Here is a 26062-nt window from a genome sequence, read left to right on the forward strand (position 1 = left end):
GCTCAGGCCCCGGTCGAACCGATGACGCCCTCGACGAGGTAGTCCATGCTCTCGAGCGCGACATCATCCTCGGGGAAGGACTGGCTTGCCGTTGCGATCACGTTGCCCTCATTGTCATTGAGCGGACCTTTGATCGCGGCGAAACCGCCTTGCATGATCTCGGCCTTCACGGCCTCGAACTGGTTGCGTGCGGCGTCCGACACGGCGGGGCCGAGCGGGCTCATCTTGATGAAGCCGTCGGCGAGGCCGCCGCGGACGAAATTGTCGATGCTGCCGCCGGCCTGAACCGTTTCTATCATGTTCTGGTAGACGCCGGCCCAGTTCCATTCGGCGCCGGTCAGATACAGGTCGGGGGCAAGCGCGCTCTGATCGGCATGATAGCCACAGACATAGGCCCCGCGCCCGGCGGCGGTTTCGACGACGACCTTGGGCCCGTCGACATGGCAGGTGATGACATCGCAGCCCTGATCGGCCAGCGCGTTGGTGGCCTCGGCCTCCTTGACGGCCAGCGACCATTCCCCGGTGAAGATCACCTGGCAGACGATCTCGGGATCGACGGCGCGCGCGCCCAGCAGGAACGAGTTGATGTTGTTGAGCACCTGCGGGATCGGTTTGGCCGCGACGAAGCCGATCTTCTTCGACTGGGTGGCGTGGCCTGCGGCGATGCCGTTGAGGTACTGACCCATCCCGATATAGCCGAAGTAGGACCCGACGTTCGAGGGATGCTCGGCGCTGTTCCACAATCCGCCGCAATGCTGGAACCGCAGATCGGGATAGTTCGGTGCGACTTCGAGGATGTGGGGATTGAAATAGCCGAACGAGGTCGGGAACAGGAGCGTCGCGCCGTCGAACTGGATCATCGACTGCATCGTGTTCTGAACGTCCTGCGTTTCGGGGACGTTCTCTTCCTCGATGACGGTCACGCCTTCCATGGCGGCCACGGCGGCGGCGCCTTCGGCATGGGCCTGATTATAGCCGAAATCGTCGCGCGGCCCGACATAGATGAAACCGACGGTCAGGGGCGTGGCGGCAAAGGCCTGCTGGGCGGTTCCGCCCAAAGCGAGGGCGCCGATACCCGCGGCGCTCTGGTTCAGAAAGCTGCGCCGGGACAGGGTCTTTCGATTGGTCATGCTCTTCACTCCGGATGATTGCGATTCTCATGGCGCGGGAGGTCTGTGCGCCGGATTGCATTAACCGTAGCGAAGGGGAATGCTCCTGACTTCTGCTATATTTTTCCAAATCCGATGCATTTTTTGCAGCGCTCCGTGCGGGCGGCTTGTCTGTCACTGCAGGGTTTCAAGCGTCGCGATGAGGTCCTGCGCGAATTTCGCGGAGGCCACCGGCAGGCTCCGCCCGCGCCTCTGGCCGAGGATGAGCGCCCCGGGCGGGATGTCGCGGGTCGAGATCGGACGGGCGATCAGGCCGTCTTCGTCGCGGGGGCGCAGGCCGATGGGGATCTGAAAGGCGAGGACATTTTCATGCAGCACATAATGGCGCATGAAATCAAAGCTACCGGATTCGACACTGGGCTGGGCGTGCCGGGTGCTTCCGCTCAGCGCGATGTCGATCAGGGCCCGCACGCCGAATTCCGGCGCAGGCAGGATATGCGGCACGTCGATGCAATCGCGCAGCCGCAATTCCGACTTCGAGGCAAGCGGATGATCGTGGCGCATCAGCGCATGGATGACTTGCGGCAGGTGGCCCAGAACCTCGAAATCGACCATCTGGACCGGCTCGAACACCAGCGCGAGATCGGAGTTGAATTCGCTGAGATCCTTTTCCGCGGCGCGCCTGTCGCGCACGTTGACGGTGAAGGTCACGCCGGGGTGCTTGAGCCGGTAGGCCGCGATCCGTTCGGGCAGGAAATAGGGCACAAGCGCCTGCGAACAGGCGATCGAGACATGGCCGCGCCGTTCGCCTGCAAGATCGGCGACCTGGCTTTGCACGCGCCGGAGATCGGATTCCTGCTGGCGAAAATGCTGGATCAGCAATTCGCCCGCCGGGTTGAGCCGCACACCGCGCGGCAGGCGCTCGAAGATCTCGAACCCGAATTCCTCTTCAAAGCGCTGGATGCGGCGGTTCAGGGCCGAAGAGGTGATGTTCATGTCATCGGCCGCCCGGCGGATGGACCCCGCCCGCATCACGGCTTCGATATAGCGAAAGTTCTGAAGGTGGCGCATGGGGCCTCGGTCCAGTGATGCAAAAAAGGAAGCGGTTTATTGAATTAATAGCGATTGTCTTGAGCGCGACAACGCGCATTGTGATCGCAAGAAGCTGAGAAAGAGGCCCGTCGCATGGATTTCGTTCCCACCCTCCCCTGGTTGCGCAGGGCCTATGGCGATGGATTGTCGGTCAGCGACGTTGTGGAGAAGGTCTATGACCGGATCGCAGAGATCGGGGATCCGGCGATCTTCATCTCGCTGCGTGACAAGGCCGAGGTCCTGGCAGACGGACAGGCGCTGGGCGATTTCGACCCCGACCTGCCGCTATGGGGCGTGCCCTTCGTGGTGAAGGACAATATCGACGTGGCCGGCATGGTTACGACGGCGGCCTGTCCGGCCTATGCCTACACCGCTGATGCCGATGCTCATGTGGTGGCGCAGCTGCGCGCAGCCGGCGCGCTTCTGATCGGCAAGACGAACCTCGATCAGTTCGCGACGGGGCTCGTGGGCGTGCGATCGCCCTATGGCGTTCCGCGCAACGCGATTGATCCCGACATCGTGCCGGGCGGGTCGTCCTCGGGCTCGGGCGTTGCGGTGGCGCATGGGATCGTGACGTTCTCGCTGGGCACCGACACGGCAGGCTCGGGGCGGGTTCCGGCCGCGCTCAACAACATTGTCGGGTTGAAACCCACGCTGGGGGCGCTGTCGGCGCGCGGCGTGGTGCCGGCCTGCCGCAGCGTCGAGACGGTGTCGATCTTCGCGCTGTCGGCCGAGGATGCCTATCGTGTCTTCCAGGTGGCGGCCGATTACGACCCGGGCGACGCGTTCGCCCGCCCCGTCGCGGCCCCGGATCTGGCCCGCGCGCCAATCGCGCCGGTGGTGGGCGTGCCCGATGCCGCCAGTCGCGAATTCTTTGGTGATGCGGTTCAGGCGCAGGCGTTCGACGAGGGTGTGGCGCTCTTGCGCGCCTCGGGGGCCGAGGTCCGCGAGATCGACCTCAACCCGTTCTACCAGGTGGCCGAGATGCTGTACGAGGGCGCCTGGGTGGCCGAGCGTCATACCGTGATCGAGGATTTGCTGCGCCGCGATCCCGAGGCGATCCTGCCCGTGACCCGCGCGATCATCGGCCGGGCCGAGGGGATGTCGGCGGCCGATGCGTTTCGGGGGATCTACCGGCTGAAGGAATTGTCCAGGCTGGCCGAGGCGCAAATGGCGGGGCTTGACCTGCTGTGCGTGCCGTCGATCCCGACATTCTACAGTTGCGCCGATCTCGAGGCCGACCCGGTCACGCCCAATTCGCGGCTGGGCACCTATACGAATTTCGTGAACCTGATGGACATGTGCGCCCTGGCGGTGCCGACGCCCGCGCGCGCCGATGGCCGCCCCGGCAGTGTCACCCTGATCGCAAAGGCGGGGCAGGACGGTCTGCTGGCCGCAATGGCCGAGACGTTCGAAATGGCCGGTGACAGGACGCTGGGGGCGACCGGCGCGATGCGGGAGTCGCGCTCAGAACCGCTCGATTGCGCCTCGACCCACCTGCAGATCGCGGTTTGCGGGGCGCATATGTCGGGGCTTCCGCTGAACGGTGACATGAAGCGGCTTGGCGCGGTGTTTCAGCGAGAGGCGGAAACCCTGCCAGAATACAGGCTTTTCGCCCTGCCAGGCGGGCCGCCCGAACGGCCGGGGCTTGTCCGGGTGGGCGATGGCGGATCGGCGATCGCGGTCGAGGTCTGGGCCATGCCGCGCGACAGCGTGGGCGACTTCCTCGCCTCGATCCCCGCGCCCTTGTCGCTCGGCCGCGTCGCGCTCGACGATGGCGCGCAGGTGACAGGTTTCCTCTGCGAGGCCTGGGCCGTGAATCAGGCGCGCGACATCACCGATCTGGGCGGCTGGCGCAGCTATCTGGCGCAGGCGGGCTAGGGGCCGGTGCTGCCCTCGTCGCGCAGATGGGGCAGAATGTGCAGGCGCACCACGTCGGACGCAAAGGGCGCGTCGGTCGCGATCTCGTGCCAGAGAAGTTCCGCGATTTCGCTTGCCGCGCGAGGTGCGCCCGTGACCTCTGCGGAATAGAGCCTTACCTCGACCTCGACACCCGATCTGCCGGCCGCCGGCGCCACGAAGGTGCCGACGTTCCGGTCCGTTCCGGGGATCAGGGAGACCTCGAGTTCTTCGGCCGTTTCCCGGATCAGGGCTGTCAGGTCATCCTCGCCCGCCTCGGGCTTGCCCCCGGGGATCTGAAAGACCCGATCCCCATGGGACCGGGCCAGCAGGACATGGGCCCCGCGGATCAGGCAGAGCCCGACCTTGACGATCCGTTTCTTCCGGCCAGTCATTCGGACGGGGCCGCGGATCAGCTCAGCTCGAAGGAGATGTCTTTCGCGCCCTCCCACAGGACCGAATTGCCAAGCGCCATCAGGTTTTCCAGCCCTGATGTCAGGGTGATGAAGTGATTGCCTGCCAGCTGACCCATCTTTGACGAGAAATCGACGCCGCCATAGGCCAGCAGAATCTCGGTCTCGCTGATGCCGCCGGGATAGAGGATGATGTGGCCCGGCGCCGGGTGGCTGGTATGATTTTCATAGCCGACGCCGAAATCCTCGTCGCCCAGCGGGATCCACACGCCTTCGCCCGACCAGCGCACATGCACGATCTTGCCGGTATAGGGCAGAAGCTTGCGGAAGGCCGCGCAGGTCTGCGGCGCGGCCGCGTCTTCAAGGTGCCCGCCGAAGGTGAAGTCGCCGGCCTTGACGATAAGTTCGCTCATGTTGGGGTATCCTTCCTGTAGATGATGCAGACGGGGCCGCCGCCATCGGGGCCCTGATGTTCCGCGCCGCCCGAGACGAACAGATCGGTCAGACCCGTCAGCCCGGCCAGAACGCCGCCGACAAAGCCGCGTGCGTGCCGGGTCGATGAGATGTCGCTGTCGTCGAGCATCGTGTGCCGCTGGCCCCGGATCGTGCCACCCGCGCTGGCCTCGGCCTTGGCAAGGACGGCTTGCAGGCGGTCGGCCTGCGACTGGATCGGCGCGCCGGGGGCGATGGTGTCGAGGACCCGGGCAATCGAGCCTGCGTCGATCGCGTCGCGCATGACCGTATGGGCCACGGCCAGATCGCCCGACCAGTCGGACGAGAGGCCGATCACCACGATCTCGCAGCTCATCAATTCGATGCCCGACGAGGCGGATGCGCGCGATGACCAGAGCGACCAGTCGGAGCCGATCGCGGTGTCGGGCACCGGCCCGACCTCGCCCAGGGCTTGCGCCACGCCAAGGGCCGAGGCCCCACGCGACAGCCCCATGGATTTCAGCGTATCGCGGGTGGCCACGTCGCCTGCAACCTGCTCGATCCGCTCGCTGGTCAGGAGCGGGCATTTGATCTGGACGAAATGGACGTCCTCGGGGCGGGTGATGCCCGCGTCTTTCATGGCGGTCAGAACCGCGTCCCTGACCAGTTCGACCTGCGCGCCGCGGCCGATCTCTGACGGGCTCAGGGGGCGGGTGACCGCGCTGGCCAGCGCAAGTGAGGGGCCGGTCGCGGTGTCGGGGCCGTCAGCCTCGCTCAGCACGATCCAGTGCGGCGAGAGGCCCCCCTCGGTTCCGCCCGACATCACCATGGGCAGCCTGTCGATACGGTCGGGGGGCAGATGCGGGGCAAGGGCCGCGCGCAGGGATTGCACCGCGTAGCCACGGGTGAAATCGTTTACACAGCCGTTGCCTTCGGTCTTGCCGAGAATGGCCACGATGGCGTCGGGGGCAAGGTCACCAGAGGCGAACAGGGCCTCGATCGCGGAGACATCGGACGGCACCGACATCGGCAGGCGGTGCACATGGGCGGTTCGGGCCATCAGCAGCACCCCTTGTAATGGGCGGCGATCCCGGCCTCGATCGCGGGCCAGGCGGCACGCAGGGCCTCGGTTCCGGGCAGGGCCGCGCGGTATTCCTCACGAAGCGCCTCTTCCAGTGCGGGCAGGTCGACGCCGGTGACGGTGCCGTCCGCCAGAACGCGGCGGCCCCCGGACCAGACCTCGGCGATATGGGCCGACGTCGCCCGGGCAAACAGCAGATCGCGCGGGTCGACGGCCATCACCGCGTCCCGGTCCAGCAGGTCCAGATCGAGGAGGAGGAGGTCGGCCGGCATCCCTTCCGCGATCAGGCCGCCATCGCCTAGGCCGAGGCCGGCACGGCCCGTGCGGCACGCGGCATGGAGCGCGCGGGCCGGGGTCATCGCATCGTCGCGAAATCCCGGCGCATGGTTGAGCAGGTGAAACAGCCGCAATTCGCGCAGTCCGTCGTCATCTTCGTCGAAGGCGCAGCCATCAAGGCCCATCGCCACGTCGACCCCGGCCTCGAGCATGGCGGGCACCGGCGCGCAGCCGGAATAGAGGTGCAGGTTCGACGAGGTGTTGACGGCGATCCGGGCGCGATGTGCGGCGATGACGGTAAGCTCTTCGGGGCGGGCCCAGACGCAATGCGCGAGCGTCAGCCGGGGTGACAGAAGGCCGATTTCGGCCAGCCGGGCAACGATGCCCTCCGGGTAGGCCTCATCGGCCCATTGGCGCTGCGGCTCGGTTTCCAGAAGGTGCATGTGAACGCGGCGGCCGGTTCTTTCCGAGGCCTCGGCGATCGCGGACAAGAGCGCGTCGCTGCACCACTGCACGCCGGTGGGTCCGTATTGCACGTCGACATGCGGCGCATCGGCCAGCGCTTCGGCCACGGTGTCGACCAGCGCAAGCTGATCGGCGGTGGAGGGCAGGGGGCGGAGCCATGTCTGGCGGGCCAGCGTAGCGGCCTGGTCGGGCATGGCATCCAGGGCGGGGTCGTGCTTGCCATAGACCAGCGGGTTGCGGTCGCGCATCGAGATGGCAAAGCCGATCGAGATACCGACATCCGCGGCGGCGCGGGCAATCTCGCGGGCCTCGTCGGGCAGAGGGCGCTGGCCCATGGGTCGGGTCAGGTGAACCATGACCGAGGTCGCCCCGCCGCGCAGCGAACGCGCGAAGGAGGCAGCGCAGGCCGTATAGGGATCGACGGCGGGCATGGTGGCCAGTTGCGGCAGCCAGAGTTCCAGCGGTTTGCCACCGCAGCCGAAGGATGTCGTCGACAGGGGCCGGGCATGGTTATGCGCATCGGCCAGCGCCGGAATGGCCAGCCGGGCCGGCCCGTCCGGGGCTTGATCGAGCGGCTCGATCCCGGCGATCACCCCGTCGGACAAGTGCAGCCGGACGGGGCCGGAGGGGGCATAGTCCGGGCCGGTCAGCGCGGAGGCGACATCAATCGTGGTGTGGGGGGGCATTGGGTCAGTCCTTGATCGGGGGCCGGGGAAGTCCGGCCCCCAAAGTCACGTCACAGAGCGCGCTCTTCAAGCGGGGGAAGAAACTCGTCGGTGAAAATCGTTGACGCCTCGGGCGTGGTCTCGAATTCATAGACCGACTGGATGATGCCGATTGTCCGGGCAAGCCGGTCCATGTCGACGCCGCCGACGCCAAGTTCGAGGCTTTCGGCCGACCGGATGAGGTATTCCAGCGCGAAGTTCAGACGCTTCTCTTCCAGTTCTTCATCGATGAGGGGCTCGACCTCCTTCACCGCTGCGGCACCGATCGCGGGATCGGCGATGATTTCCATCACCGCGCGGTTGATCGCGCGGACAAGGCCCGCGACGGCTTCGGGGTTTTCCTCGTAAAGCTCGCGCGAGACCATGACACCGTTCGAATAGATGTCGAGCCCGGCATCGCCGTAGCCGATGAAGCGGTACTCGGTGTCGGGGTTCTTTCCGAGGCCAATCAGGTTCAGGTAGCTGGTGACGTTGAAGACAAGGCTTGCGTCAACATCGCCCTGAAGCAGCATCTGCTCCTGAAGGTTGGGCTGGACGCTGAGGATATCGACGGTCTCCAGATCGAGCCCGGCCTGCGCCGCGAGCGCGGGGAAGAGCTTGGTCACGGCCGAACCGGGCGGTGAGCCGACGGTCCGGCCCGCGAGATCGGCGGCACCCTGAATGGGGCTGTCGGCCGGAACGAGGATCGAGAACGGCGGCTGGTTGTAGATCTGGTAGACCATGATCGGCGCCAGTTCGGGGTTCACGGCGGCGTTCTGCACGATGGCGTTCATGTCGCCGAAGCCCGCATCATAGGCGCCCGTCATGATCCGGGTGATCGTCGCGGCCGAGCCTTCGCCCTGATCGATCGTCACGTCGAGGCCTTCCTCGGCGAAATAGCCCTTCTGCTCTGCCAGGTAGAACCACGAATGGATGCCCTGCAGCTTCCAGTCGAGGGTAAATCGGATTTCGACGTCCTGCGCGAACGAGGGGGTCGCCAGACCCGCCATGATCGCCGCGATTGATAACAGCTTCTTCATAGTCAAACTCCTGTCGGATTGGATTTTTCTTGGTCTTCAGAGGTCCTTGCGCATCGCCCAGCCGGCCATCCGGCGTTCGACGAAGGCGAAGATCGCGTAGAGAGAGATGCCCATGGTCGCCAGCACCATCAGGCCCGAGAACACCAGCGGGACGTTGAACGAGGACGAGGCGATCAGCATCATGTTGCCCACGCCCTTGTTCGAGGCCACGGTCTCGGCGATGACGGAGCCCACGAAGCTGAGCGTGATCGCGACCTTGAGCGAGGCAAAGAAATAGGGGAGCGACCGGGGCAGACCGACGTTCCACAGGATTTCCCACTTGCTCGCCTTGAGAGAGCGCATGACGTCTTCAAGCTCGGGCTCGACCGTCGCGATACCGGTGGAGACGTTCACCACGATGGGAAAAATGCAGATGATCATCGCCGTCAGGATCGCGGGCACGGTGCCTGCGCCGAACCAAAGGACAAAGATCGGCACGACGGCGACCTTGGGGATCGAGGAGATCCCCACCAGAAGCGGGTAGCAGGTGTCATAGGCCAGCTTGGACGATCCGATCAGGACGCCCAGCGACAACCCGATCAGTACGCCGAAGAAGAAGCCCACCATCGTGGTGTAGAGCGTCTGCCAGGCATGGGGCCGGATCGCCGGGGCGTATTCGAGGAAGGCCCCCACGATCTGTGTCGGGCGTGGCAGGATCAGTTCGGATATCCCGAAGGCCAGGCAGATCAGTTCCCAAAGGACGAACACGCTGACGATCAGGCCGGCGGAGGCGAATTTCTGTGTGCGCGGGCTCATGCTGCGGAAGACCTCTTGCCTGTGGGGGTGTGAACGATCTGGCTGCGCAGTTCCTGAACCAGCTTGACGAAGGCCGGCTCGAACGTGGCGTCGATCGGGCGCGGGCGCTCGAATGTGACGGCGCGATCCTCGATGATCCGGCCGGGACGGGGCGACATCACGCAGACGCGGTTCGCCAGATAGGCGGCCTCGCGCAGATCGTGGGTGACGAGAAGAACGGTGGGTTTGCGGGCAAGCCAGAGGTCCTGCATCGTCTGCCACAATTCTTCGCGGGTGAACTGGTCGAGCGCGCCGAAGGGCTCGTCCAGCAGCAGAAGATCGGGGTCATGGACAAGCGCGCGGCACAGGTTCGCCCGCTGCATCATGCCGCCCGACAGCTGCCACGGGTTCTTGTCGGCGAAATCCAGAAGACCCACCTGTTCAAGAAGCGCATCGACCCGGTCGCGGTACTCGCCGCCGCGCTTGGACCGGTAGTCGGACTTGAAGGGAGGCACGATCTTGAGGGGCAGCATGACGTTGTCGCGGATCGACATCCACGGCAGGAGAGACGCGCTCTGGAACGCCATGCCGACGCGCACGGGGCGGGCGCCCAACTCGCGTCCGCCGAAAAAGATGTTGCCCTGCGTGGGTTTGAGAAGTTCGCTCACCAGTTTCAGGATGGTGGATTTGCCACAGCCGGACGGGCCGACGAGCGCGACGAAATCCCCCTCGGACAAGGACAGATCGGTGGGGCAGAGGGCTTCGGTCTGGTCGGGGCCCAAACCATAGGTCACGCCCACGCCCTCGAGTTTGACGTAATCGGAGCGGCTCACTCGGCGGCCTCCTGTTGTTGGAGCAAAGCCGCGAGGCTTTGATCGGTGTTTCGGGGGGTCGGCGTCGGCATCTTCTGTATCGCGGTGACCTGCCGGCCATGGCCGCGCACGCCGTCGCACAGGGTGCGGTCGCGCTGGACGAACCGGCCGCGCACGATCGTGTGGATCGGGGCGCCGGTGGTCTTGCGGCCCTCGAACGGGGTGATCTTTCCGCGGCTGTGCAGCCTTTCGGCGCGGATCACCTCTTCGCGGGCCATGTCGAGAACGGCGATGTCGGCCTGCGCACCCACGGCGATGCGGCCCTTGGCGGGCCACATTCCGAAAGCGCGTGCCGGGTTGGCCGACGAGATGCGCACGTAATGTTCAAGCGTCATGCGACCGGCCGCCACCTCACTCAGCATCAAGGGCATCTGCGTCTCGACGCCGGGAAAGCCGCAATCGGCCTTCCAGATGATGTCGTTCGTTTTCTCTTCCGGCGTGTGGGGCGCGTGATCGGTGGCGATCATGTCGACGACGCCGGATTGCAGCGCCTCCCAGATGGCGATGGAATCCTTCTTCTCGCGCACCGGCGGGTTGACCCGTATCACGCTGCCCAGTCGGTCATAGTCGCTACTGTCAAGGAACAGATAGCAGGGGCAGGTCTCGCCGGTGATGTCGACGCCGCGGGTCTTGGCCTCGGCCAATGGGCGCAGCTCCCCCGCAGACGAGATGTGCAGGACATGGACGCGTGCGCCTGTCCATTCGGCGAGGATCGCGGCGCGGGCCACGGCCTCGATCGCCACGACCTCGGGCCGGGCCGCAATGTGGTAGAGCGGTGAATTCTTGCCCGCCGCTTCGAGTTTCGCCTGACGCCAGGCCATGATCGAGGCGGTCTCGGCATGAAGCGAGATGCGCAGGCCGGACGGGGCGATGATCTCGAAGCCTTCGAGCATCGCGCCCGTTGAGGGGGAGGGCAGGTTGCCGAAGGTGTTGCCCATGAAGCATTTGAAGGCGTTGACGCCTGCCTCGATCAGGCCGGGGATCTCGTCGATATTGTCCTCGGCCAGAAGCCCGTAGATGCCGTAATCGACACAGGCCTTTTCGGCGAGCGCCTGTTTCTCGCGGAATTCCTTGACCGACCGGGTGGGCGGATGCGTGTTGGGCATCTCGAACACCGTCGTCACGCCGCCCATGGCGGCGGCCTGCGTGCCGGTTTCCCAGTCTTCCTTGTGGGTGTAGCCGGGTTCGCGGAAATGCACATGCATGTCGATGCCACCGGGGATCAGGTGAAGCCCGGTCACATCTACGATCTCGGCCGCGTCGCCCAAGGTGCCGGGCAGGCCGATGGCCGAAATGACGCCATCGGTGATGGCGACATCGGCGTGCGCGCGGGCGCCCTCGTTCACGACGGTTCCGCCCGTCAGGATCAGGTCGGTCATGTTGTCCTCATAGTGATGCCCAGCCGCCATCGACGGGCAGGTCCACGCCAGTGATCTGGCGCGCGCGGTCGGAGGCGAGAAACAGCGTCGCGTCAGCAATGTCCTCGTCGGTGCTGATCCGGCCCAGCGCATAATCGGAGGCGTGTTTCGCAGCCGCCTCATCGGGCGAGATCCCATGCTGGGCCGCGACCTGCGGGACGACCTTTTCCCGGAAGCGGGGGCCGTCGACCATGCCGGGTGCGACAAGGTTGACGTTGATGTTGTCGGGGCCAAGCTCGAGCGCGAAGCTTTTCGTGATCCCGCGCAGACCCCATTTGGAGCTGGAGTAGGCCAGTCGCATCGCGCGGCCACGCATCCCGAATGTGCCGCCGACATTGACGATCTTGCCACCGCCACCCGCCCGCATGATCGGCGCCACGGCGCGGATCATGTTGAAGGGCCCCTGCATGTTCAGGGTGACGATCTCGTCGAATTCCTCCGGCGTCGTCTCGACGCCGGTCTTGCCGATCGGGCCGGTGCCACCCGCCACGTTGACGAGGATATCGACACGGTTCCCGAACCGCCCGCCGATGGCGCTGACCGCGGCGTCGACCATGGTGGCGTCGGTCACGTCACAGGCGAAGATTTCCGCTTCGACGCCGATCTCGCGCGCGGCCGCGCAGACCGGTTCGATCGCGGCGGTGTCCCGCCCGAGAAGCGCCAGTCTGGCGCCTTCCCGGGCGAAACCCAACGTGATGGCGGCGCCCATGCCCTTGGCCGGGCCCGTGATCACCGCCACCTTGTTCCTGAGATTGAGGTCCATCCGATTACAGCAGGCTGTAGATCCGGTCTTCCTCGGCCGGCAGGAAGGCGTCGGTATAGACCTCGGAGGCATCCGGCGTGCGCGGCAGCTGATCGGCCTCGACCACGATGTCGATCGAAGTCGCGAAGCGTTCGGGATCGACGGCGCCCAGGCCCGTGGTCGCAAGCTCGGGATGGTTCATCTCGTCCTGCAGAGTGGCGATCAGGCGTTCCTTCTCGACCTCCTTGTTGATCAGCGGTTCGCGGGCGGCGACCGAATCGACGGCGGCGTCGAGATCGGCGAGCGTGTCCTTCACACCTTCGTTGATCGCCCAGATCATGCCCTTGACCATTTCGGGCTCGTTCTCGGCCATGGCCTTGGGGATGATCATGCCATTGGAATACAGGTCCATCCCGTAATCGCCGTAAGAGATGAAGCGGATGTCCTCATCCGGGTTCATGCCCGACAGCTTGGCGGAGAAGCGGATCGTGTTGACATAGCCGAAGACGCCTTCGACCTGCTCGGTCCGGAGCATCTGTTCGCGCAGGCTGGACTGGAAGTTCAGGATTTCGATCGACGACGTGTCGAGACCGGCGAGATTGGCGAATGCCGGGAACAGCTTCAGCGCGCCGTCATTGGGCGCCCCGCCCAGCAGGCGGCCTTCGAGGTCTTCGGCTGTCATGATGTCGCTGTCCGACAGGACGGCTACGGTGAAGGGTGGCTTGTTATACATCTGATAGACGCAGATCGGCGCCTCGTCGGGGTTGGTCGCGGCCAGACGGATCAAGGCGTTCACATCGCCGAAGCCCACGTCATAAGCGCCGCCGGCCACCTGGCCCACGGCGGCACCCGAGCCGCTGCCCTGATCCATGACCATGTCGATCCCGGCCTCGGCGAAATAGCCCTTGTCATCGGCGAGGAAGAACCATGATTGCGGGCCCTGGTAACGCCAGTTGAGGATCATCTTGATCTCGCGATTGCCCTGGGCGATCGCGGGGGCGGCCAGGCCCGACATCGCGGATGCGGCGGCGAGTTTCGTGAACGTGCGTCGTGTCATTGTCATTGGGATATTCCTTCTTCCTGAGAGAGTGAGGAAATCGCGGGGAGGAGGTCCGCGGATCGGGTCGTGAAGCCGTAGAGAAGACGGATCAGGTAGAGGATCGCGTCGGTCACATACGGGGGAGAGACGGTGGTGGTCGCGTCTTCGACCAGCACCGCGTCAAAGCCGCCAAAGCAGCCATCGGCCAGGGTCGCAAAGACGCAACGGTCCAGATTGACCCCGGTGAAGAACAAGGTGTCCACGCCAAGCCGGCGCAGAATCGGGTCCAGTTCGTTGTCGCGGAACCCGGTCAGGCGGTGTTTGCCCACGTGAATGTCGGACGGCGCAGTCTCGATCGCGTCGACGCTTTGCGCGCCCCATTCGCCCGCCACCAGAACGCGGCCCGAGGCGATCTCGTCGCCATAGCCCGGCCGCGCGCCGCAGGACGACCCCTTGTCGAGCACGTTGGCCGGCAGGTTCGCCACGTCGGCGCGCACCGCCCAGTTCACATGCAGGACCGGCGCGCCGATCGTGCGGAAGGCCCGGCTGAGCGCATTCACGGTGCCGATCACTTCTGACAGGGGGGAGACGTCGACGCCGCGGGCCGTTGCGAACCAGCCCTCGGATTCGAGGAAATCGTTCTGCATGTCGATGATGACAAGTGCCGCGCGTGCCATGTCGACGACGACCGGCTCGGGCGCTGCATCAAAGCGGACGGGCCGGGGCGCAGGGCGATTGCGCAGGAGGCTGACACTGGTGCCATCACTCTTCCAGCGGTCGCTATGCGGCAGTCCTTGCGCGTCGGTCATTCCGATCCCCCATGGTTCGGCCGGATCGTTCACGATTCGCGTGTTGCTGTCGTCTGCTAGATTTGCGCCTATGTGTTGCTCAAAACGCAACGCAATGGCAGAATGGTCCGATGAAACATCTCACCACCTTCATGATCATTGAAACGATCGCCCGGACCGGCTCGATCCGGGCTGCGGCGGAACAGGCGGCATTGACTCCTTCGGCCGTTCAGCGCCGTTTGCAGGGCTACGAGGATGAGCTTGGCTACGAGATATTCGAGCGCAGTTCGAAAGGGGTCCGGCTGAACGCCGCGGGGGAGTTGGTCATTCAGCATGTCCGCGAGACGCTGGCCGAGACAGAGCGCCTGCAATCGCGGATCGCGGATCTGTCGGGGTTGCGCCGGGGCCGTGTTTCGATCGGATGCAGCCAGGCCCTGATCCGGTATTTCCTGCCCGCCCAGATCGCGGCCTACCAGTCCGAGTTTCCCAATGTGAATTTCGAGGTCATGGTTCTGGAACATGGCGCGGCGCAGCAGGCGCTGCAGGATTACCTTGTAGATCTGGTGCTTGTTTTCGACGACGGGGCGCTTCCGGAATACAAGGTCCTGCTGGGGGTGCAGCAACGACTGGCAGCCATCATGGCGGCGGACCACCCCCTGACCCGGCACAAGACGCTCCGCCTGCGGCAATGCTTCGGCTATCCGGTGATTCTGCCGGGGCAGGGCTTTGGCGGGCGGGCCCTGATCAACGCCGCGATCCTCGACAAGACCTATGGCCGGCCGCCGGTGCTGGAAAGCAATTCCTTCGAATACCTCAAGGCCCATGTGGCGCGCACCGATTCGCTCACCTTCCAGATCGAGATCGGTGCCCCGGACGAAGGGACCGCGCAGGACGGTCTGGTCAGCCGCCTGATCGACGAGCGCGACATCAAACCCGGAACCTTGCGGCTGGGTCAGCATCGTGACCGGGCGATGTCGGTCGCTGTTTCGCGCTTTGCCGAACAGATCAGTCGCGCGCTGACAGATCAGTACAGCCATGTCTGAACCGTCGGTCGGGGTCGGCATGATATCCGGAACCCGGCGATCCGGCGGATGCGCTGTTGCAACAAATTGACTGGATGTCCCATTGGATAATCGGATGATCAACATTGGGTCCTGCGAAACTTGCCGGTGCTAGCCTTCTCGGGACGCTGTGTGATCATGGGCCTTGCCATGGGAGGGGCAAGCCGATGAAACAAATAGATTTCAACAAGTTGCTAGCGGGTTCCTTCGCCGGATCGCCGCCTGCGCGTGCCTTTGCACTTTCGCCGACGGCCAAGAAGCTGACCGCCGGCGTGCCGTTGAACGGCACCTCCAGCTGGGAGATGGAAACGATCATCGAGGGCGGCATCTATGGCCGCAACGGGATTGAGCTGTCCCTGATGGATGTCGTGCACAAGCAGGCCGGACATGTGGCGTTCTTGTCGGGCGCGGCGATCTTTCGGACGACATCTGGCATGCCTCGGTGCGCTCACGTGGTGAGGTCGTGACCTGTATGCCGTATGCGTTGGCAGCGGCAGGCGTGATGGTGCCCGAAGGCAGTGATATCGCCTGTGCCCGCGATCTTGCCGGCAAGTCGATCGGGATCGCTGGTGGCCCGGCTGACAAGAGCTGGAGGGAGCGGCAGGCTCATTATACCAATCGGACAGGGGTGACGCAGGCCGACAAGGTTGCCAGGCACCGGGACGCGATCACAGGGTTTCCGGGCGCCTCGTTCGAGGCTAGGGACGTTCTGGTGAACGACGACGCCGCATGGAAGGCGTTGCGCAAAGAGATGGGTGCCGTGGACAACGACACCCTGTTCGAAACCCTCGGGACGGACTATCGCGCGGGTATCGCGCCGGGCTATACCGACGACATGATCGACGCGGCGGCCGCAGCGTTCGCGATCATGGCCGAATATTGCGGGCCCGACCTCACGGGCGATGGCGAAACACGCGATCCGGGGACTTACTGGTCCGCCGACCGGGGCTGAAAGGGCTTGAATGGGACGGGCAAGGGGGGATGGCACGCGCGGTTTCTTGCTTGAGGCCGCCTCGCTCCCGCTTCTATTTCTGATCTGGCATCTTCTGGCGCTGGCCGTGTCGCATCGTCTTTTCCCGACCCCTGTCGAGGTGATCGTGGAATTGTGGCGGCTCGCGACCGAACGGCACCTGGTTGCCGACCTTGCCAAGACGCTGGTCCGCGCGGCCTGGGCCTTTGTTGCGGCGATGACCATCGGCTCCTTGATCGGCGCGGTGCTCGGGCGGTTTCGCGGCGTCGACAGGCTTTTCGGAAGCTGGGTTCTGATCGGTCTGAACATCCCGGCGATCGTCGTGGCGATTACCTGCTATATCTGGCTCGGGTTGAGCGAATTTGCCCTGATCCTCGCGGTTACGATCAACAAGACCCCGCTTGTCGCGGTCACCATGCGCGAAGGCGTTCGCGCGCTCGATTACGGTTTTGCCGAACTGGGCCGTGTCTACCGGCTCGACCTGTGGCGTCGGGTCCGGCTCATCGTGATCCCGCAATTGATGCCCTACATGCTGACCGCGGCGCGCACCGGGCTTTCGCTGATCTGGAAGATCGTTCTGGTCTTCGAGGTGCTGGGGTCGGACGGAGGCGTCGGGTTCCGCATCGGGGTCTTTTTCCAGAACTTCGATATCGAGGGCATACTGGCCTATACGCTGGCCTTCATGACCGTGGTGATCACCTTTGAATACCTCGTGATGCGGCGGCTGGAAGCAAGGATACTCGGATGGCGACCGACCTAGCCGTATCCGTCGATCTGCGCGCCAAGCGGTTCACCGGCGCAACGGGGCTTCTGTTCGAAGACCTTCGTTTCGACGTGGAGCAGGGCGAGGTTCTGGCGCTGATCGGCCCGTCGGGCGTCGGCAAGTCGACGCTCTTGCGGATGATCGCCGGGCTCGACACCGATTTCGATGGCCGCGTCGATGTGATGGGCCGCCCCGCGGCAGAGGCCTCTCCACCGGGCTTCGTGTTCCAGGACCCGCGCCTGCTGCCATGGCTCGACGCGGTGGGCAATATCCGTGCGGTCTCCCCCGACACGAGCAAGGAGGAGGCCGCGCGTCTGCTGTCGGAAATGGGTCTTTCGGGCTATGAAAGCGCGCGGCCGGGCGATCTGTCCGGTGGAATGCAGCGCCGCGTGGCTCTGGCCCGTGCCCTCGCCGTCGAGCCGCGACTTTTGCTTCTGGACGAGCCATTCGTCTCGATCGACCGGCAACTGGTGCGCGAATTGCAGAAGGTCGTCGCCCGCGTCATCGAGGATCGGAAGCCCACGATGATCCTTGTCAGTCACGAACCCGAAGATGCCGCCCGTCTGGCCGACCGGGTGCTCCGAATAGAGGGACGGCCAGCCTCGATCATCCGTGACGATCGGCTTGATGTGCCCCGCGCAAAGCGGGACGCCACCGCGATCCGGCAGATTACCGAGGCCCTTGGCGGCGGGGAGGAAGGCCTGTCATGACAAGTCCTGTGCCGCCGAGGCCGTCATCTTTTCCGAAAGCCTGACGGCTGCACCTTCGCCGCCGCATTGGCCCCGTATGTGCGATCCCGTGGCGAGAAAGGGGCTGCCCGGACCCCGAGGCCCGCGCACAGGTCCCGTGCCAGGGCCATGCGGATTTCATCGTCGGCAACCCGCCGTTGATCCGGGCCGCGCGCCTGCGGAGCATCCTGTGCATTGCGACAGGGAGCGGGCCCGAGATAGATCTGCCAATGCAGATGGGGGAGCTACACGCCGTGTCAGATCAAGCACCCTTCTGTGCCTTAACGTTGATGACCGGCCACCGCTTCCGTCGGAATCAGTGTATTCAGCGCAAATGCGATCAGACGACAACTGCCGTGTGTTTTCCCAGCGCCTTTGCTCGATAAAGCGCTTGATCCAACTTGTGATAAAGAGTGCTGAAGTTGCTTGTCTCTTCATCTATCCTGGAAAACCCAGCACTTAATCCCAACACTTGGCCAGTGCTGCTCGTTCGATATTCAGCGCAGGCCTGGTCGAAATCGGATTTGAACATATGAAAAAAGTCCGTCGGGCAGGTTCCGTTTTCGACGTTTACAATGCCCAGAAATTCGTCCCCGCCCATGCGGCCGAAATGGTTGATCGACGCAGAGTGCCGGCGTGCTATTGCGGCCAAGTCTTGGAGAACCTGGTCGCCAATCAGATGGCCGTGCGTATCATTGACTGTCTTGAAGTGGTCCAGATCGACGAGCATCGCATATCTATGAACTTCATCTTCCGGCTCTCCCAAGAGAATTTGCTCGACTTGCGAGATAATTGCCTCACGACTAAGCGCACCTGTCAGGAAGTCGGTGTTCAAAGCTCTTTGTAGCTCATCATTTGCCTTGGCCAGACGGTCGTTCTTGTCCATTAGGTCAGAGTAAAGCTGGCGCAATTCCGTGACTTCTGTCTGCACGCTCACAAATCCGCCGTCTGGAAGCCGTCGATCTGTCGTCTTGATCCAGCGTCCGTCCTTCAGATGGACGAAGAAAGATCCTTTCAAACGTGCGCGGTACTCTGCCTTTCGCGCCAGGTATTCCGCACCTTCTCCAATGTCGTCGCCGATCGCAACGTTGCCTTTCTGAACATCGAGTCTTCCCAATTCCGAAAAATGGATTCCGACCGAAAGCTCATCATCCGTGTATGCGTAGAGTTCTTTGAACTTCTTGTTCCAATACGCTAGGCCGCCATCTTTGTCATAGACGACAACAGCTTCTTCCACGTGATCCAGAATCGTCTGCCAGATTGGATCAGAGCATGCTTGAAATCGCATAAGATGGTTCCGATAACTCAGCGGGATTGGTCAACCATCCCGTTTGCTTCTGTAGGTTGCGAAGCGTTTGGAGTGGCGCCCAAACGGCTCGGGCCCCTACTAACTGGATTTCGAGACACCTTTCCATAAGAATATCTGCACCGCCTGATTGTGCTATCGGCACCTCCGCGGGTATTACAGCCCCCGACACAGATATGGGCCGGTTTCTGCAGATTGGCTTCGAATTCTATGGGCGATGCGTGAGGTTCTTCGTGTCACCTCCTTCCCAATCTTGGCGGATCCCAATGTCGTCGAAAATGCTCCCGATAAACACTTGGTCGGTGAGTGATATCTTGTCAGTCAAGACACTGGCAGCGTTGCTGTCTCTCATTTCTTATTTCTGGTTTGCATCAGGTATTCAGGCGGGGCGCATGGAGATCCCCAAACATCTGTTGCGCGTTTCGCCCCCTTCGTGTCGGGCATTGTGTCTGCTGAACAGCCGAAAGAAATTAAGTAAAGCCCTCTTCGTCTTCCGTCATCCATTTGGGCCAAATCACTAGAACTCCACGTCCGCGAATATCTCGCGTGAAGCCTGGCTACGGCGCCATCCGTCGTGGGCCGCTACATGGACCATCGGACACCGCTACCCCGCGCGTGCAGGCCGGTCCAGCGTGTCGCTGGTGACATCAGTTGAAGTCATCTGACTTGGGATCGTTGAACTGGCGGGACTTGCTGAAAAGGTCAGCGGCACACGAATCGTAAGGACACCACAGCGCCACATCGTCGAACATGCGGAATAACAAGCCCTCTTAGCAGCCCACCAAACGTCTTGATCCACACAGTGATTCAGCGCTGCATCAGGTGTGTGCAGGTAGCATAAGGCGCGTATCGCTATTTTGGCGGCCGAAGTCGCTCTAAATGTCTGATTTTAATGGAGGCGAGTACCGGAATCGAACCGGTGTACACGGATTTGCAATCCGCTGCGTCACCACTCCGCCAACTCGCCTCTCGAGGGTCCGAATATACGAGGCGCCGGGGCCTTGCAAGCGTGGTGAGGCAGGTACATGGCCGTTGCCGAGGGGGCGTCGATGTGGCATCACCGATCAGAGCCAAATGAACGAAAGAGTTTACCGCCTTGCCCGACTATACCTCTCGCCGGATCATGATGGTCGACACGCAGGTCCGGCCGTCGGATGTGACAAAGTTTCCGATCATCGACGCGATGCTGAATGTGCCGCGCGAGTTGTACGTGCCGCAGGGGCAGCGCGAGGCCGCCTATGTCGGCGACAACATCCCTCTGGGCGGCGATCGTGTGCTGCTGGAGCCGCGGACGTTCGCCAAGCTTCTGGACGGGCTGGAAATCAGGCCGGGCGATGTCATCCTCGATGTCGGTTGCGGCCTTGGCTATTCGACGGCCGTTCTGGCGCGGATGGCGGAATTCGTCGTCGGTCTGGAAGATGACCCCGAGCGGGCGCAGGAGGCGCAGGCCACACTTTCGGCCAATGGCGTCGACAATGCCGCCGTGCTGGAAGGGCCTCTGGCCGAAGGTGCCGAGAAGAACGGCCCCTATGACGTGATCGTCATCGAGGGCGCGGTCGAGACATTGCCCGAGGCGTTTGTTGCCCAGCTCAACGACGGTGGCCGGATCGGCTGCCTGTTTTCGGAGGGCACGCTTGGCGTGGCACGGGTCGGGGTGAAGGCGGACGGACGGATCAGCTGGCGCTCATCGTTCAACGCCGCGGCCCCTGTACTGACGGGTTTTGAACGCCCGGAGGTGTTTGCACTTTAGGCGGTGAAGGTATTGGCGGATCGGTTGGATTGATCGGGGAACAGATGGGCATTTTTCACAAGATAGCAGGTAGTGTCGGTGCGGCGGCGCTGTGTCTTGGTCTGGCATCTCAGGCCTCGTCGGAATCGCTCGCGGATGCGCTGGCACACGGCTACGAGGCAAGCGGGCTTCTGGAACAGAACCGTGCCCTGCTGCGCGCCGCCGACGAAGGCGTTGCGAACGCGGTGTCTGCCCTGATGCCGGTTGTCAGCTGGTCGATGTCGGCTCAGTCCCAGTTCCCGCAAGCGCCCAATTCCGATTTCATCACCGGGGGTCTTCAGCTTCAGGCGGAAATGACGCTCTATGATGGCGGGCGCAACCAGCTGGCCGTGGATGGCCAGAAAGAGCTGGTTCTGGCGACGCGTGAGGGGCTCGTCAACATCGAACAGCAGGTCCTGCTGCGCATCGTCGAGGCCTACATGGAAGTGCGCCGCGCGTCTGAATTCGTGGCGCTGCGGCAGAACAACGTCCGGCTGATCACGCAGGAATTGCGTGCTGCGGAGGATCGGTTCGAGGTCGGTGAAATCACCCGGACGGATGTCGCCTCCGCCGAAGCGCGCCTTGCCTCGGCCCGGAGCCAGCTTGCCGCCGAAGAGGGCACTCTTGCCCGGGCGATTGCGGAATATGTTGCGGCGGTCGGACGACAGCCCGGCCAGCTTCAGCCGGCCAATCAGGTGCCGATCCGGCGGTCGCTGCGCGAGATCAAGGAATTCGCGCTGCGCAATCATCCGGTGATCCTGCAGGCACGGCATTCGGTCGCATCGGCCGATATCAGTGTGGAGAGGGCCGAACTGGCCCATGTGCCGACGGTCAGCCTCAACGGGACGGCCCGGATCGATTTCGACGGACGCGAAAGCCAGAGCATCGGGTTGAGTGTCGGTGGCCCGATTTATCAGGGCGGACGGCTTGCAAGCCAGCTTCGCGAGGCACAGGCGCGCCGGGATGCTGCGCGGGCCGATCTGTACGTGACAGCGCAGTCGATCGAACAGAATGTCACCAATGCCTATGCCTTCTGGGAGGTCGCGCGGGCGACGCGCGATGCGTCCGAACGTCAGGTTCGGGCAGCGACCATCGCCTTCCGCGGCGTGCGGGAAGAGGCCGATCTAGGCGCGCGGACAACGCTTGATGTTCTCAATGCCGAGCAGGAACTGCTCGATGCCCGCGCAAATCTGATCGCGGCTCAGGTGGATGAGGTCGTGGCCTCCTACACCGTTTTGTCGTCGATGGGCCTTATGACCGCCGAGCATCTGAACCTGAACGTCCAGCTGTACGATCCCGAGGCCTACTACAATCTGGTCAAGGACGCGCCGACACAGCTGTCCGAACAGGGCCGGGCGCTTGATCGGGTGCTGGAAGCGATCGGGCAGCAATAGCGCGCTGGAAGTGTCTCAAATCCCGCGTATCTGTTGTGGGATTTTCACTTAGTGTCTAGAGTGATGGCCGAGGCCAATCAGAGTAGACGATGTCCGATCCTGTGACCAATATCCAGATAGAGGATGTCTTGTCCTCGATTCGTCGGCTCGTGTCCGAGGGCGAGAAACTGCGTGATCCGGGCACTTCTTCCGAAACGAAGTCGTCTTCCAAGACGGGGGCCGCGTCGCCAGAGGAGGAACCCGGCGTGCTCGAGCTCGGTGCCGAATACCGGGCGGATATCGCGGGCCCCGATGGGCGCGAAGATGCGGGCGAGGGTGACCGATCGGAGGTCGACAACCCCGTTCGATTTGTTCTGACCCCGGCCTATCGTGTTGAAGAGCCGGAGCCTCAGGAGTGGCTTGACGAGACGGACACCGCCGATACGCAGGCCGACACGACCGCTGACGCCGGCCCCGAGAATGCCGAGGCCGACGAAGAGGGCGATGACGCCGGCCTCCGGGGGGAGATTGTCTGGACCGACGAAGATGATCCCGAAGCCGCGGTCACCTCGGATACCGCTCCCGATACCCCGGCGGCAAAGGCCCGGGACGACGGGGGCGTGCCGGAGGCCGAAAAGACGGATCAGGTGCCCGAATGGGTGGCGCGCGGGCAGGCGGAGCTGGATGCGCTCGAATCCGAAGGTGCCGATCCCGAGGCGGGACTGACCAATGATGCCGCGCTCCAGGGTGACGATGATTTGGCGGGGCCGTCCGGGCAGGACACGCCCGCGCAGCAGACCGCCGAGATCGAAATCCCGGCGCCTGAGGCCGAACACTCTGATCGTCGCGCGATCGAATCAACCATTGCCGAACTCGAGGCCGCGATTTCGGGTGCGGCTGAAGAGTGGGAACCTGACGGAAGCGAAGAAACGCCCGTCATGGATTGGGACGCCGCAAGCGAGGTGGGCGTCTTCTTTTCCAGTCGGTTCGCATCGGGCGGGCCGGTCGAAGATGCCGAGATGTCGGATACCCCGGATCAGCGAGACGAGACGGACCCCGAGGATGCGGCGGAGAAGTTCGAGGCCGCCGAAGCCTATTTCGCAGAGGCCGAAATCGAAGATGCCCCCGACCCGCTCGAAGACCAGCTGACCGCTTATCTGGAGCAGGACGAGGTTCTCGACGAAGAGACACTGCGCCGAATGGTGGCCGAAATCGTCCGCGAGGAATTGCAGGGCCCGTTGGGCGAACGCATCACCCGCAACGTCCGCAAGCTGGTGCGCCGCGAGATTTACCGCGCCCTGGCAGAACAGGGGTTCGAATAGCGCCCCTTCAGACCGGCCCCGCCAGTCCGAATAGCCGATCCAGATCCATATGGGTTTCAAGGTGCCGGGCCAGATGGTCGAGCGTGTCATCGACCGTTTGGCCATAGTCGGTCACGGTGCTTGCACCACCCATCTCGGTCAGCCATTCGGCCCGGAAATCGTCGGCCGAGAACAGACCGTGCAGATAACATCCCCGCACGCGGCCATCGGGTGATGCGGCCCCCTCGGGGCGACCGTCGATGCTCAGCCATGCGCGCGCGGTGTCGGGACCATCGGTCTGGCCGATATGGATCTCATATCCGTTGACCGCCCGCCCGGACGCCAGATCGACCGCGTCGGTCAGGGCCAACCGCTTTTCCGGCGTCATGACGGTTTCGATGTCCAGAAAACCCAGACCCTCGACTTCGCAGGCGGCCCCTTCGATCCCGTCCGGATCGGCAATCCGCCGGCCCAGCATCTGGTATCCACCGCAAATCCCGAGGATACGCCCGCCGCGGCGCTGATGCGCCCGCAGATCGATATCCCATCCCTGTTCCCGGAAATGAGCCAGATCGGCGATCGTGCTCTTCGATCCGGGGATCAGGACCACATCCGCATCGCCGGGCAGGGGGCGACCCGCCTCGATCAGCTCGACCGAGACGCCCGGCTCGGCAGACAGGGGATCGAGGTCGTCGAAATTCGCGATCCGGCGCAGCCGCGGCACGGCGATGCGCAACCCATCGCCCGGGCGGCCCCGGATATCGAGGATATCCTCGGCCGGTAGGCGCCACGCCTCCTCGAACCACGGAATGATGCCCAGCGGTGCCCAGCCTGTGCGAGAGGCGATCTCGTCCATCCCGTCGTGAAATAGGCTGGTGTCGCCCCGAAACTTGTTCACGGCAAAGGCGCTGATCCGGTCGCGATCCGCCTTTGGCAGAACCGCATGGGTTCCGACAAGCTGGGCGATCACGCCGCCCCGGTCGATGTCACCGATCAGGGCAACGGGCACACCGGCGGCTTCGGCAAATCCCATATTGGCAATGTCACCCCGGCGCAGATTGATCTCGGCGGGGCTGCCCGCGCCTTCGACAATGACAAGGTCATGTCCCGAGGCCAGCCGCCGAAAGCTTTCCAGAACGCGGGGCAGCAAAGTGGCCTTCAGCGCCCCGTATTCCCGGGCGCGCGCAGTTGCGATGCGGCGGCCCTGAACAACGACCTGCGCACCGGTTTCCGTCTCGGGCTTGAGCAGTACCGGGTTCATGTCCGTCACCGGATCAAGGCCCGCGGCCCGCGCCTGAAGCGCCTGTGCCCGGCCGATCTCGCCGCCATCGACGGTGACGGCCGCGTTGTTCGACATGTTCTGCGGCTTGAACGGGACCACCGACATCCCGCGCGCCCGTGCCGCACGCGCTATACCGGCCACCAGCATCGACTTGCCGACATTCGACCCCGCGCCCTGGATCATGATGCTCTTGGTCATACGGCTCCTCCGGGCTAACTCCTTACGGAGCCTCGCTGACGGAGGGAAGAGGATGAATACGCCCGCCCACCTGATTTTCGGCATGACTGCCTTTGGCAAGGCCGGGCAAAAGGGGCTGACGGCGGCGGCATTCGCCGGTGCGCTGATCCCGGATCTGTCGCTCTACATCCTCGCGGGTAGCCATCTTCTTGTTCTCGGAACGGCCCCCGATGTGGTCTTTGGACAGCTGTACTATTCGCAAACCTGGCAATCGATCTTCCGGATCGACAATTCGATCCTGCTGTGGGGCATAGCGCTGATGGGCGCGATCCTGGCACGCGCTCCGATCGCCGTGGCCTTCTGCGGCGCGGGGCTCCTGCATCTGGGGCTTGATATGCCGTTTCATCATGATGATGGGCGCGCGCATTTCTGGCCGTTGACGGATTGGGTGTTCCAAAGCCCGGTCAGCTATTGGGATCGAGACCACTATGGTCTTTGGGTCGGCGGGATCGAGATCGCGGCCGCTCTGGCCTGTTGCGTGGTTCTGTGGCGGCGGTTCGTCGCGCTGGCATGGCGGGCGTTGATCATCGTCCTTGCTTTTGTCGAGGCGCTGCCCGGGCTTGTCTGGGCATTCGTGTTCTAAGGCCCCTGAAAACGAGAAACGCGGCTCCCCCGGAACCGCGTTTTCCCATCGAAAGAGTGGTGGTGAGTGGATCAGGCAGCCTTGGCGGCGGCCTCCAGTTCGGCAGCGTGGCGACGTTCGCTTTCTTCGCGCGACAGCGCGACGGACGTGCGGACACCCTTGCCTACGAAATCCATCAGGCCCTGCACGACACGTTCGTTCGGGTCGATGCCGGCACAGGACAGAACTTCCCGACCATCGCGGGACCGTGCCCAGCGGGCAATCTGTTCAGGACCGTTGCCGTATTTCTTATCGTCGGCGATGGCATCATCCAACGCAGCAAGAACCACCGCAGCAAACAGCTTGCGAGCGCGGTTGCCCTGTTCGTTGTTGAATGCCGTACCGTCTACGAAATCTCTCATCATGCGTCCTTGTCTTTTTTGGTCTTGCGGCTGCAGCCGTGACGGCGAATATGCAGGTTTAGAGCTGATTCGGGTGGCTTCATTTTGCATAACTGCCATGCGCAAGGCGCATGGCTCTCGCCGAACACTTGCCGCATATTGTTGA

The 26062-nt window shown here is 63.7% G+C and carries 26 protein-coding genes and 1 tRNA gene; 10 read left to right on the top strand and 17 right to left on the bottom strand.

The genetic code is table 11. From position 1 onward, the window contains the following. Window positions 1–2 precede the first annotated feature (2 nt). Together EP376_RS13790 and EP376_RS13795 are read right to left on the bottom strand one after the other, a co-directional pair. Window positions 3–1130 carry a BMP family ABC transporter substrate-binding protein gene (locus EP376_RS13790; RefSeq protein WP_127656177.1) on the bottom strand — a complete coding sequence of 376 codons (1128 nt, stop codon included), beginning with the start codon at window positions 1128–1130 and terminating at the stop codon, window positions 3–5. A 153-nt stretch (window positions 1131–1283) separates the two neighbouring features. After that, entirely contained in the window at window positions 1284–2180 is an 897-nt protein-coding gene (locus tag EP376_RS13795; protein ID WP_127656178.1) for a LysR family transcriptional regulator, read from the bottom strand. 114 nt (window positions 2181–2294) lie between these two features. Here EP376_RS13795 and atzF point away from each other — a divergent pair, with 114 nt between their 5' ends. After that, complete coding sequence (gene atzF / locus EP376_RS13800; protein WP_127656179.1) at window positions 2295–4082, top strand: allophanate hydrolase; 1788 nt, start codon at window positions 2295–2297, stop codon at window positions 4080–4082. On the opposite strand, the gene EP376_RS13805 is transcribed toward atzF, so the two are convergent. The 11 genes from EP376_RS13805 to EP376_RS13855 are packed head-to-tail and all read right to left on the bottom strand — an operon-like array spanning window position 4079 to window position 14165. Beyond that, entirely contained in the window at window positions 4079–4495 is a 417-nt protein-coding gene (locus EP376_RS13805; RefSeq protein WP_127656180.1) for an NUDIX hydrolase, read from the bottom strand. The genes atzF and EP376_RS13805 overlap by 4 nt on opposite strands. 17 nt (window positions 4496–4512) lie before the next feature. Then, entirely contained in the window at window positions 4513–4926 is a 414-nt protein-coding gene (locus tag EP376_RS13810) for a DUF3830 family protein (protein ID WP_127656181.1), read from the bottom strand. After that, on the bottom strand, window positions 4923–6005 hold the full coding sequence (gene atzD / locus EP376_RS13815; RefSeq protein ID WP_127656182.1) for a cyanuric acid amidohydrolase: 1083 nt from the start codon (window positions 6003–6005) through the stop codon (window positions 4923–4925). The genes EP376_RS13810 and atzD overlap by 4 nt, the downstream gene beginning before the upstream one ends. Continuing rightward, window positions 6005–7453: an amidohydrolase family protein gene (locus EP376_RS13820; RefSeq protein ID WP_203331016.1), complete on the bottom strand. Its 1449-nt coding sequence runs from the start codon at window positions 7451–7453 to the stop codon at window positions 6005–6007. The genes atzD and EP376_RS13820 overlap by 1 nt, the downstream gene beginning before the upstream one ends. A 50-nt stretch (window positions 7454–7503) precedes the next feature. Beyond that, window positions 7504–8511 carry an ABC transporter substrate-binding protein gene (locus EP376_RS13825; protein WP_127656183.1) on the bottom strand — a complete coding sequence of 336 codons (1008 nt, stop codon included), beginning with the start codon at window positions 8509–8511 and terminating at the stop codon, window positions 7504–7506. Between the two features lie 36 nt (window positions 8512–8547). After that, on the bottom strand, window positions 8548–9306 hold the full coding sequence (locus tag EP376_RS13830; protein ID WP_127656184.1) for an ABC transporter permease: 759 nt from the start codon (window positions 9304–9306) through the stop codon (window positions 8548–8550). Further along, window positions 9303–10118, bottom strand: a complete 816-nt coding sequence (locus tag EP376_RS13835; protein ID WP_127656185.1) for an ABC transporter ATP-binding protein — start codon at window positions 10116–10118, stop codon at window positions 9303–9305. The genes EP376_RS13830 and EP376_RS13835 overlap by 4 nt, the downstream gene beginning before the upstream one ends. Beyond that, window positions 10115–11536, bottom strand: a complete 1422-nt coding sequence (allB, locus tag EP376_RS13840) for an allantoinase AllB (protein WP_127656186.1) — start codon at window positions 11534–11536, stop codon at window positions 10115–10117. The genes EP376_RS13835 and allB overlap by 4 nt, the downstream gene beginning before the upstream one ends. A gap of 7 nt (window positions 11537–11543) precedes the next feature. Further along, on the bottom strand, window positions 11544–12338 hold the full coding sequence (locus EP376_RS13845; protein ID WP_127656187.1) for an SDR family NAD(P)-dependent oxidoreductase: 795 nt from the start codon (window positions 12336–12338) through the stop codon (window positions 11544–11546). 4 nt (window positions 12339–12342) lie between these two features. Beyond that, complete coding sequence (locus tag EP376_RS13850) at window positions 12343–13380, bottom strand: ABC transporter substrate-binding protein (RefSeq protein ID WP_203331018.1); 1038 nt, start codon at window positions 13378–13380, stop codon at window positions 12343–12345. After that, window positions 13377–14165 carry a cysteine hydrolase family protein gene (locus EP376_RS13855; RefSeq protein WP_127656188.1) on the bottom strand — a complete coding sequence of 263 codons (789 nt, stop codon included), beginning with the start codon at window positions 14163–14165 and terminating at the stop codon, window positions 13377–13379. The genes EP376_RS13850 and EP376_RS13855 overlap by 4 nt, the downstream gene beginning before the upstream one ends. 110 nt (window positions 14166–14275) lie before the next feature. On the opposite strand from EP376_RS13855, the gene EP376_RS13860 reads away from it, so the two are divergent. The 5 genes from EP376_RS13860 to EP376_RS13880 all read left to right on the top strand — a co-directional run bounded on the left by EP376_RS13860 (window position 14276) and on the right by EP376_RS13880 (window position 17648). Further along, window positions 14276–15187: a LysR family transcriptional regulator gene (locus EP376_RS13860; RefSeq protein ID WP_164744939.1), complete on the top strand. Its 912-nt coding sequence runs from the start codon at window positions 14276–14278 to the stop codon at window positions 15185–15187. A 185-nt stretch (window positions 15188–15372) separates the two neighbouring features. Continuing rightward, window positions 15373–15672 (top strand): hypothetical protein, encoded by a 300-nt coding sequence (locus EP376_RS13865; protein ID WP_127656190.1) that lies wholly within the window; start codon window positions 15373–15375, stop codon window positions 15670–15672. Further along, entirely contained in the window at window positions 15669–16157 is a 489-nt protein-coding gene (locus tag EP376_RS13870) for a type 2 periplasmic-binding domain-containing protein (protein WP_127656191.1), read from the top strand. Before EP376_RS13865 ends, EP376_RS13870 begins: the two co-directional genes overlap by 4 nt. A gap of 10 nt (window positions 16158–16167) precedes the next feature. Next, the gene (locus EP376_RS13875; protein ID WP_127656192.1) at window positions 16168–16935 is read left to right on the top strand and encodes an ABC transporter permease; all 768 of its coding nucleotides are present in this window, start codon (window positions 16168–16170) and stop codon (window positions 16933–16935) included. After that, window positions 16920–17648, top strand: a complete 729-nt coding sequence (locus EP376_RS13880) for an ABC transporter ATP-binding protein (protein ID WP_127656193.1) — start codon at window positions 16920–16922, stop codon at window positions 17646–17648. The genes EP376_RS13875 and EP376_RS13880 overlap by 16 nt, the downstream gene beginning before the upstream one ends. Window positions 17649–18006: 358 nt before the next feature. Here EP376_RS13880 and EP376_RS13885 read toward each other — a convergent pair whose 3' ends face one another. Both EP376_RS13885 and EP376_RS13890 read right to left on the bottom strand, forming a co-directional pair. Next, window positions 18007–18954, bottom strand: a complete 948-nt coding sequence (locus EP376_RS13885) for a sensor domain-containing diguanylate cyclase (RefSeq protein ID WP_127656194.1) — start codon at window positions 18952–18954, stop codon at window positions 18007–18009. A gap of 911 nt (window positions 18955–19865) precedes the next feature. Continuing rightward, window positions 19866–19939 (bottom strand) — tRNA-Cys (locus EP376_RS13890). A gap of 129 nt (window positions 19940–20068) precedes the next feature. Between EP376_RS13890 and EP376_RS13895 the strand changes: the two genes are divergently transcribed. The 3 genes from EP376_RS13895 to EP376_RS13905 all read left to right on the top strand — a co-directional run bounded on the left by EP376_RS13895 (window position 20069) and on the right by EP376_RS13905 (window position 23435). Continuing rightward, complete coding sequence (locus EP376_RS13895; RefSeq protein WP_127656195.1) at window positions 20069–20722, top strand: protein-L-isoaspartate O-methyltransferase family protein; 654 nt, start codon at window positions 20069–20071, stop codon at window positions 20720–20722. A gap of 44 nt (window positions 20723–20766) precedes the next feature. Further along, entirely contained in the window at window positions 20767–22134 is a 1368-nt protein-coding gene (locus EP376_RS13900; protein ID WP_127656196.1) for a TolC family outer membrane protein, read from the top strand. An 89-nt stretch (window positions 22135–22223) separates the two neighbouring features. Then, complete coding sequence (locus EP376_RS13905; protein ID WP_127656197.1) at window positions 22224–23435, top strand: hypothetical protein; 1212 nt, start codon at window positions 22224–22226, stop codon at window positions 23433–23435. Window positions 23436–23442: 7 nt separating this feature from the next. Here EP376_RS13905 and EP376_RS13910 read toward each other — a convergent pair whose 3' ends face one another. Further along, window positions 23443–24894 carry a cobyric acid synthase gene (locus EP376_RS13910; protein WP_127656198.1) on the bottom strand — a complete coding sequence of 484 codons (1452 nt, stop codon included), beginning with the start codon at window positions 24892–24894 and terminating at the stop codon, window positions 23443–23445. Window positions 24895–24946: 52 nt separating this feature from the next. Here EP376_RS13910 and EP376_RS13915 point away from each other — a divergent pair, with 52 nt between their 5' ends. Further along, complete coding sequence (locus EP376_RS13915) at window positions 24947–25516, top strand: cobalamin biosynthesis protein CobQ (protein ID WP_127656199.1); 570 nt, start codon at window positions 24947–24949, stop codon at window positions 25514–25516. Between the two features lie 71 nt (window positions 25517–25587). On the opposite strand, the gene EP376_RS13920 is transcribed toward EP376_RS13915, so the two are convergent. Then, on the bottom strand, window positions 25588–25917 hold the full coding sequence (locus EP376_RS13920) for a DUF6280 family protein (protein WP_127656261.1): 330 nt from the start codon (window positions 25915–25917) through the stop codon (window positions 25588–25590). Window positions 25918–26062 lie beyond the last annotated feature (145 nt).

Source organism: Alexandriicola marinus (assembly GCF_004000435.1).
Classification (GTDB): Bacteria; Pseudomonadota; Alphaproteobacteria; order Rhodobacterales; family Rhodobacteraceae; genus Alexandriicola; species Alexandriicola marinus.